Raw genomic sequence first — 6,544 nt, forward strand, 5'->3', positions numbered from 1 at the left:
ACCGTCCTCGACCGGAACCAGTGGACGCATCCCAGCCCCCTCGGCCGTCAGCGCATCACGCGGGAGTGACGACGCATGGCCATGCGTCAGCGCCAGAGTGACATGAGACCGGCCGATCCGCACGGATTCGCACAAGACCGTTCATCGCACCGAAAGTTGACGAGCCCGCCGGCATGCGCATCGGCGCAGCTCAGCGGGCTCGTTGGGATGTCGACGGCGAGCAGGAATGTGCCGGCGGCCGATGCCGGCGGGTGGTGCCCCGCTCAGCGCACGGTGGCGCGGGGCTCAGCGCTTGGCGACGAAGACATGGCTGGCGATCTCGGCGTCCAGCTCGGCGGCCTCGCCGCTGCTGCCGACCAGCACCCCGGCCGGGGACTCGGTCACGCTGACCACCGCGCCCGGCTGCACCCCGGCCCGCCGCAGCGTGTACATCAGCTGGGCGTCGGCCTGGATGGGCTCGCCGATCCGGCGCACCACGGCCGTCTTGCCGTCGGAGCCGGCGTCCAGATCCATCAGGCTCACCATGCCCGCGTCGAGGAACGGATCGGCCTCGGCCTTCTCGCCCAGCTCCTCCAGCCCCGGGATGGGGTTGCCGTACGGGGACTCCGTGGGGTGGCGCAGCAGCTCCACGACGCGGCGCTCCACCGCCTCGCTCATCACGTGCTCCCAGCGGCACGCCTCGGCGTGCACGTGCTCCCACTCCAGCCCGATGACGTCGACGAGCAGGCATTCGGCGAGGCGGTGCTTGCGCATCACCCGCGTCGCCAGCCGGCGGCCCTCCTCCGTCAGCTCCAGGTGCCGGTCGCCCGCCACCGTCAGCAGGCCGTCTCGCTCCATACGCGCCACGGTCTGGCTGACCGTCGGGCCGCTCTGCTCCAGCCGCTCCGCGATGCGGGCGCGCATGGGGACCACACCCTCCTCTTCCAGTTCGAGGATGGTGCGGAGATACATCTCCGTGGTGTCGATCAGTCCGGACATGCGTGCCCCTCGATATGTCGTGCGGTGGCCCTGGATTCAATTCTGACGCATCCCGCTGACAACGGTGCGTCCTCGTCCGCGCAGCGGACGTTCCGCGGTCGGTTCAACGGGTGCATTGCCCGGCGTATTGACAGCGCACTGGTCCAGACCGCAACGTGATCCGGGCCACTGATCCACGAGGCGACGGCCGGGCGCCGACGACCGGTGCCGGCCCGCCACAGATCCCGCCCAGACGCGATGAGAGGGGCCCGCGGCCATGGTTGAGAGCGACCGGAACGAGGGGCTGGCCGGGCGGTACTTCGACGCCGCGATCGACCTGTTGCGGCAGGTCCGCGACGCGGAGGGGGACCGGATCAGCGCGGCCGGGCAGCTGATCGCGGACACCGTCACGGCGGGCGGCCGGGTCTTCTCCTTCGGGGCCGGGCACTCCTCGTTGCCGGCACAGGACACCGTGTACCGCGCCGGCGGACTGGCGATCATGAACCTGCTGTCCGTGCCCGGGGTCGTCGGGGTGGACGTCCGGCCGGCGACGCTGGGCAGCGCGCTGGAGCGGGTCGACGGGCTGGCCGGGGCGGTGCTGGACACCAGTCCGTTGGAACGCGGCGACGTGCTGGTGATCATCTCGCTCTCCGGGCGGAACGCGCTGCCCGTCGAGATGGCGATCAACGCGCGGGCGCTCGGCATCAAGGTCATCGGCCTGACGTCGGTGGCCTACGCGGACTCGACCAAGTCCCGGCACGCCTCGGGGACGTACCTCAAGGACCACTGCGACATCGTGCTGGACAGCCGGATCCCGGTGGGTGACGCGGAGCTGACGCTGCCCGGCATCGAGGCGCCGTTCGCCCCCGCCTCGACGGTCGTCACCAGCGCGATCATGCAGGCCGTGGTGGCGACGGCGGCCGGTGCGCTCGCCGAGCGCGGGGAGCAGCCGCCGCTGCTGCGCTCGGGGAACGTGGACGGCGGGCACGAGTGGAACGGCCGGGTGATGCGGGAGTACGCGGACCGGATCTTCTACCGGCACTGAGGCGGAGCGGCCGGCGGCGCCGCGGGGCCGGCCGCCCGACCGCCCGCGTGCGCCGGCCGGGCTCACGCCCCCGCCGCCCCCGCGAGGTCCAGGGCGGCGGCGATCCGGGCGGCGACCTCCTCGGCGTAGTCGGCGTCCGCGCGGTCGAAGGGGCGGCGGGCGGGCGTCCGCAGGAAGGTGGCGACCCCGAGGGTGCGGCCCCGGCTGCGGAGCACCACGCACAGCCCGTGCACCGTGCCGTCCGGCCAGTTGCGGACGGCCGCCCAGCCCTCGGCGGGGCCCTGGCCGGCGCTGGCCCGCACCGAGCCGCGCCGCGCGTACGCCTGGAGCGCCGGATGCCCCGGTACGTAGGCCACCGGGATGCCGGTCGCCGGCACGGCCTCCGAGGGGCCGGGCACGCCCGCCGGGGAGGCCAGCGCCCGCACCAGCCGCGGCGCCCGGACCGCACCGCCCGGACCGCCGTCCACGGCGGCGCTCCCCGCGCCGGGGCCGTCCCCGGTGGGCGCCGGGTCCGCGTCCCACTCGGCGTCCGCGTCCACCGCGCCGTACGGGGCCGGGGCCGGGGTGCCGGCGAGATCGACCAGGGCGTGGTCGGCGAAGCCCGCCAGGGCGAAGTCGAGGTGGACCGCGGCGGCCTCGGCCGGGTCCGGGCACTCGGCGGCGGCCCGGCCCGCGCGGTGCAACTGGTGGGCGCGGAAGCGCAGCAGGGAGCCGTCCTGTTCGGTCCGCTTGGCGTCGGTGATGTCCTGGAAGAGCCAGGCGACGCCGAGCGGGACGGGTTCCTCCGCCAGCGGTGAGGCCAGCCGGATGAAGCCGCTGCGCCAGCAGCGGCGCGGGAGTTCGGACTCCCCGTCCCGCGGCGTGACCCACAGTTCGCTGATCGCCGGCGGCGGGCCCTCGGACAGGACGTGCTGGAGGGAGCTCTCCAGTTCCTCGACGCCTTGGGCCAGGACGTCGCCCAGCGGGCGGCCCAGCAGCGCGGTACGGCTCATCCCGAAGGTGCGGGCGGCGTGCGCGTTGACGACCGCGGGCCGCAGGTCGGCGTCGATCAGCACCACGCCCCAGGTGGCGTCCTCGAAGAGCGCCTCGCTGAGCGCCACCGCCCGTTCCAGGTCGAGCTGGGTGTGCGACTCGCCGAAGGCGCAGTAGGCCCCGGCGACCTGCCCGTCGGGAGCGCGCACCGCGGAGGACTGGGTGCGGACCAGGACGCGGTGGCCGTCCTTGGCCAAGAGGGCGAAGTCGTGCACCTGGCGGCCCGGGGCGCGCATCGCGGTGTCCAGCGCGGACCGCACGCCCTCCGCGTCCTCCGCGCGGACCGCCCAGCCCGTCAGGCCGCAGCGCCCGACCGCCTCCTCGGCGGTCCAGCCCAGGATGCGTTCGGCCTCGTGGTTCCAGTGGGTGACCGTCCCGTCGGCGGCGAAGGCCATCAGGGCGGCGTCCATGCCGTCCAGGAGGGCGGCGAGCAGCCCGGAGTCGTCGGCGTCCGGAGGTCGGTCGGGTTCGGTGTCCGCGGCGGTCCGCGGGGGCCCGGAGCCCGCCTGCCCGGGCCCGCCCACCGAGCCGGGCGGGCCGGCGGACGCAGGCTGCTGCGACGACGAGGCCGACGAAGCCGACGAGGCAGAAGAAGCTGACGAGGCAGTCACTGGCACCCCTTACGAACGCGGCCGCGCGTGCTCCACGTGGGGTCATTCAACTGGAACGTGACGTGCAACACACCCGATTCGCGGAAATCCCCGCCGGGTGAGTTCCGGCTCCGGAAAAAACCGGTTGTGCGGCGCCGGCCGGGTTCCTAACGTGTGGGGTACACGAGAAGGGAGGTGGTTCGGCAGATGATTTCGCACCGGACATGTGAGGTGGCTGCGGGCTAGCAGCCCGTCGCTTCACCGAAGTGCGGCGCCGGAACCGCGCATACTGCAGATGCGCCGCCGGCCCAATCCCAAGCAGTCACCCGACCCGCGGGCTGCCGGTTCGTCCGACCGGCCCTTCGCGCCACCGAGCGCGGAGGACAGCGCCCGCGGGTCGTCTGCGTGCGCGGCCCCGATCGCCGCCGCGCACGCCATCCGCCCCGTCCCGTCAGGGCGCGAGGCGTTCCACCCGCCACTGGCCGGCCCCGGGCGCACCCTCGTGGACGTACCGCAGCCGGTCGTGGAGGCGGTTGAGCCGGCCCTGCCAGAACTCGATCATCTCGGGGGTGACGCGGTAGCCGCCCCAGTGCGGGGGCACCGGCACCTGCTCGCTCTCCGGGTAGCGGGCCGCCAACTCCGCGTAGGCGCGCTCCAGTTCTTCGCGGGAGGCGACCGGCGCGGACTGGTCGCTGGCCCAGGCACCCAGCTGGGAACCGTGCGGGCGGGTGCGGAAGTACGCGGCGGTCTCGTCCCGGCCGATGCGTTCGGCGGTGCCGGTCACGATGACCTGGCGGGCCAGCGAGTGCCAGGGGAACAACAGTGAAATATGCGGGTTCTCGGCCAGGTCACGGCCTTTGCGGCTGGTGTAGTTGGTGAAGAAGACGAAGCCGCGCTCGTCGAATGCCTTCAGGAGCACGGTCCTTGAGCTGGGCCGCCCGGCGGCGTCCGCCGTCGAGACGACCACGGCGTTCGGCTCGTGCAGACCGGCTACGGCCGCGTCCTTGAACCAGCGCCCGAACTGGTCGTAGGGGCTCGCGGCGAGGTCGGACTCGGCGATTCCCTCGGCGCGGTAGTGCGCGCGCATGGACGAGGGATCGGGGGTATCGGCGGAGGGCATGTCGGCGGGATGCACGGCCTCATCTTGCAGCATCGGCCCCGCACCGGGCAGCCGGGTGGGCCGGAAGTCTGCCCCCCGTCGCCGAGGCGTAACCCTCCCGTCGGCAAATCGCCCAGTGTGCCGGACGTCACGCTTCCCCGCTGCTGATGAACCCGCCAAAATCATGGCCCGGCCCACTGTGGCCCCCGGACACCGGAAGCTATCGTGTCCGTCTTCAGGCCGCCGCGGCGCACCATACGCGGCGGCCCGCGCCCGCGGGCCGACCAACCGGCGGGCGGAACCGTCGCGTGGCCCCTGCCCCGGCGGGGCATCACCGGGGTGACCGGTACGGACCGCGAGCTGCCCGGCGCAGCCGCGTAACCGCACCGGCGCCGAAACTGACTCGACCGCACGGCAGCCGGTCACCGGCCGGCTGCCGTCCCCATCTTGAGGAGCCGCCTGATGTCCGACTTCGTTCCCGGACTTGAGGGAGTCGTCGCGTTCGAGACGGAGATCGCCGAACCCGATAAGGAGGGCGGCGCGCTCCGCTACCGCGGGGTGGACATCGAGGACCTCGTCGGGCACGTGTCCTTCGAGAACGTCTGGGGGCTGCTGGTCGACGGGGCGTTCAAGCCGGGGCTGCCGCCCGCCGAACCCTTCCCGATCCCGGTGCACTCGGGTGACATCCGGGTCGACGTCCAGTCCGCGCTCGCCATGTTGGCGCCCGTATGGGGCCTGAAACCCCTGCTCGACATCGACGAGCGGACCGCCCGCGACAACCTCGCCCGGGCCGCCGTGATGGCACTGTCCTACGTCGCCCAGTCGGCGCGCGGACAGGGCCTGCCGATGGTGCCGCAGAAGGAGATCGACAAGGCCGAGACGGTCGTGGAGCGCTTCATGAAGCGCTGGCGCGGGGAGCCCGACCCCAAGCACGTCAAGGCCGTCGACGCCTACTGGACCTCGGCCGCCGAGCACGGCATGAACGCCTCCACCTTCACCGCCCGGGTCATCGCCTCCACCGGCGCGGACGTCGCGGCGGCCCTCTCCGGCGCGGTCGGCGCGATGTCCGGCCCGCTGCACGGCGGGGCGCCCTCCCGTGTCCTCGGCATGATCGAGGAGATCGAACGGACCGGTGACGCCGGTGCCTACGTCCGGCAGGCGCTGGACAACGGCGAGCGGCTGATGGGCTTCGGCCACCGGGTCTACCGCGCCGAGGACCCGCGGGCGCGAGTCCTGCGACGCACCGCCAAGGAACTGGCCGCGCCCCGCTTCGAGGTCGCCGAGGCCCTGGAGAAGGCCGCCCTGGAAGAGCTGCACAACCGCCGCCCGGACCGGGTGCTGGCCACCAACGTGGAGTTCTGGGCGGCGATCGTGCTGGACTTCGCGGAGGTCCCGGCGCACATGTTCACGTCCATGTTCACCTGCGCCCGCACCGCGGGCTGGAGCGCACACATCCTGGAACAGAAGCGGACCGGACGCCTGGTCCGCCCCTCGGCCCGCTACGTCGGCCCCGCGGCGCGCACCCCGCAGTCGATCGAGGGCTACAAGGACATCGGGGGGCGCTAACCGGTCCGCGGCGGTTGGCTGGGCTTCCCACGTTTTTGGCTTTCCCGCCGTGGGGGGTGCTGTTTGCGCCTGCGGCGCGGGGCCGCTGCGCGGGGCCGGCTCGTACGTTGCCGTTGCGCCTAACGGCGCGGGCTAGCTCGTACGTTGCCGGGTGCGGCGCCGTTTCGCCTGGCGGCGGGCGGGTCCGCTGCGCGGGGCTGTTGGGTGCGGTGCCGGGGCTGTGGGGTTGGGGTGTGCCGGACTGCTGCGCTTTAC

At 73.5% G+C, this 6,544-nt stretch carries 5 protein-coding genes; 2 read left to right on the forward strand and 3 right to left on the reverse strand.

The window, feature by feature from the left end:
* Window positions 1-285: 285 nt before the first annotated feature.
* Window positions 286-978, reverse strand: coding sequence for a metal-dependent transcriptional regulator (locus ACFVT2_RS37510; RefSeq protein ID WP_390025542.1), 693 nt, complete (start codon window positions 976-978; stop codon window positions 286-288).
* 256 nt (window positions 979-1,234) lie between these two features.
* Between ACFVT2_RS37510 and ACFVT2_RS37515 the strand changes: the two genes are divergently transcribed.
* Complete coding sequence (locus tag ACFVT2_RS37515) at window positions 1,235-2,002, forward strand: SIS domain-containing protein (RefSeq protein WP_390025544.1); 768 nt, start codon at window positions 1,235-1,237, stop codon at window positions 2,000-2,002.
* A gap of 62 nt (window positions 2,003-2,064) precedes the next feature.
* Here the strand turns inward: ACFVT2_RS37515 and ACFVT2_RS37520 are convergent, their stop codons facing one another.
* On the reverse strand, window positions 2,065-3,645 hold the full coding sequence (locus ACFVT2_RS37520; RefSeq protein ID WP_390025546.1) for a PAS domain-containing protein: 1,581 nt from the start codon (window positions 3,643-3,645) through the stop codon (window positions 2,065-2,067).
* A 430-nt stretch (window positions 3,646-4,075) separates the two neighbouring features.
* Window positions 4,076-4,777 carry a pyridoxamine 5'-phosphate oxidase gene (pdxH, locus tag ACFVT2_RS37525; protein ID WP_390025548.1) on the reverse strand — a complete coding sequence of 234 codons (702 nt, stop codon included), beginning with the start codon at window positions 4,775-4,777 and terminating at the stop codon, window positions 4,076-4,078.
* Window positions 4,778-5,185: 408 nt separating this feature from the next.
* Here pdxH and ACFVT2_RS37530 point away from each other — a divergent pair, with 408 nt between their 5' ends.
* The gene (locus ACFVT2_RS37530; RefSeq protein WP_390025550.1) at window positions 5,186-6,289 is read left to right on the forward strand and encodes a citrate synthase 2; all 1,104 of its coding nucleotides are present in this window, start codon (window positions 5,186-5,188) and stop codon (window positions 6,287-6,289) included.
* The last annotated feature ends 255 nt before the right edge of the window (window positions 6,290-6,544 follow it).

Origin of the sequence: Streptomyces sp. NPDC058000 (assembly GCF_042886435.1) — a bacterium.
Classification (GTDB): domain Bacteria; phylum Actinomycetota; class Actinomycetes; order Streptomycetales; family Streptomycetaceae; genus Streptomyces.

Coding starts and splice junctions, on each gene's coding strand:
- ACFVT2_RS37510 (WP_390025542.1), bottom strand. CDS start 978: ATGTCCGGACTGATCGACACCACGGAGATGTATCTCCGCACCATCCTC.
- ACFVT2_RS37515 (WP_390025544.1), top strand. CDS start 1,235: ATGGTTGAGAGCGACCGGAACGAGGGGCTGGCCGGGCGGTACTTCGAC.
- pdxH (WP_390025548.1), bottom strand. CDS start 4,777: ATGCTGCAAGATGAGGCCGTGCATCCCGCCGACATGCCCTCCGCCGAT.
- ACFVT2_RS37530 (WP_390025550.1), top strand. CDS start 5,186: ATGTCCGACTTCGTTCCCGGACTTGAGGGAGTCGTCGCGTTCGAGACG.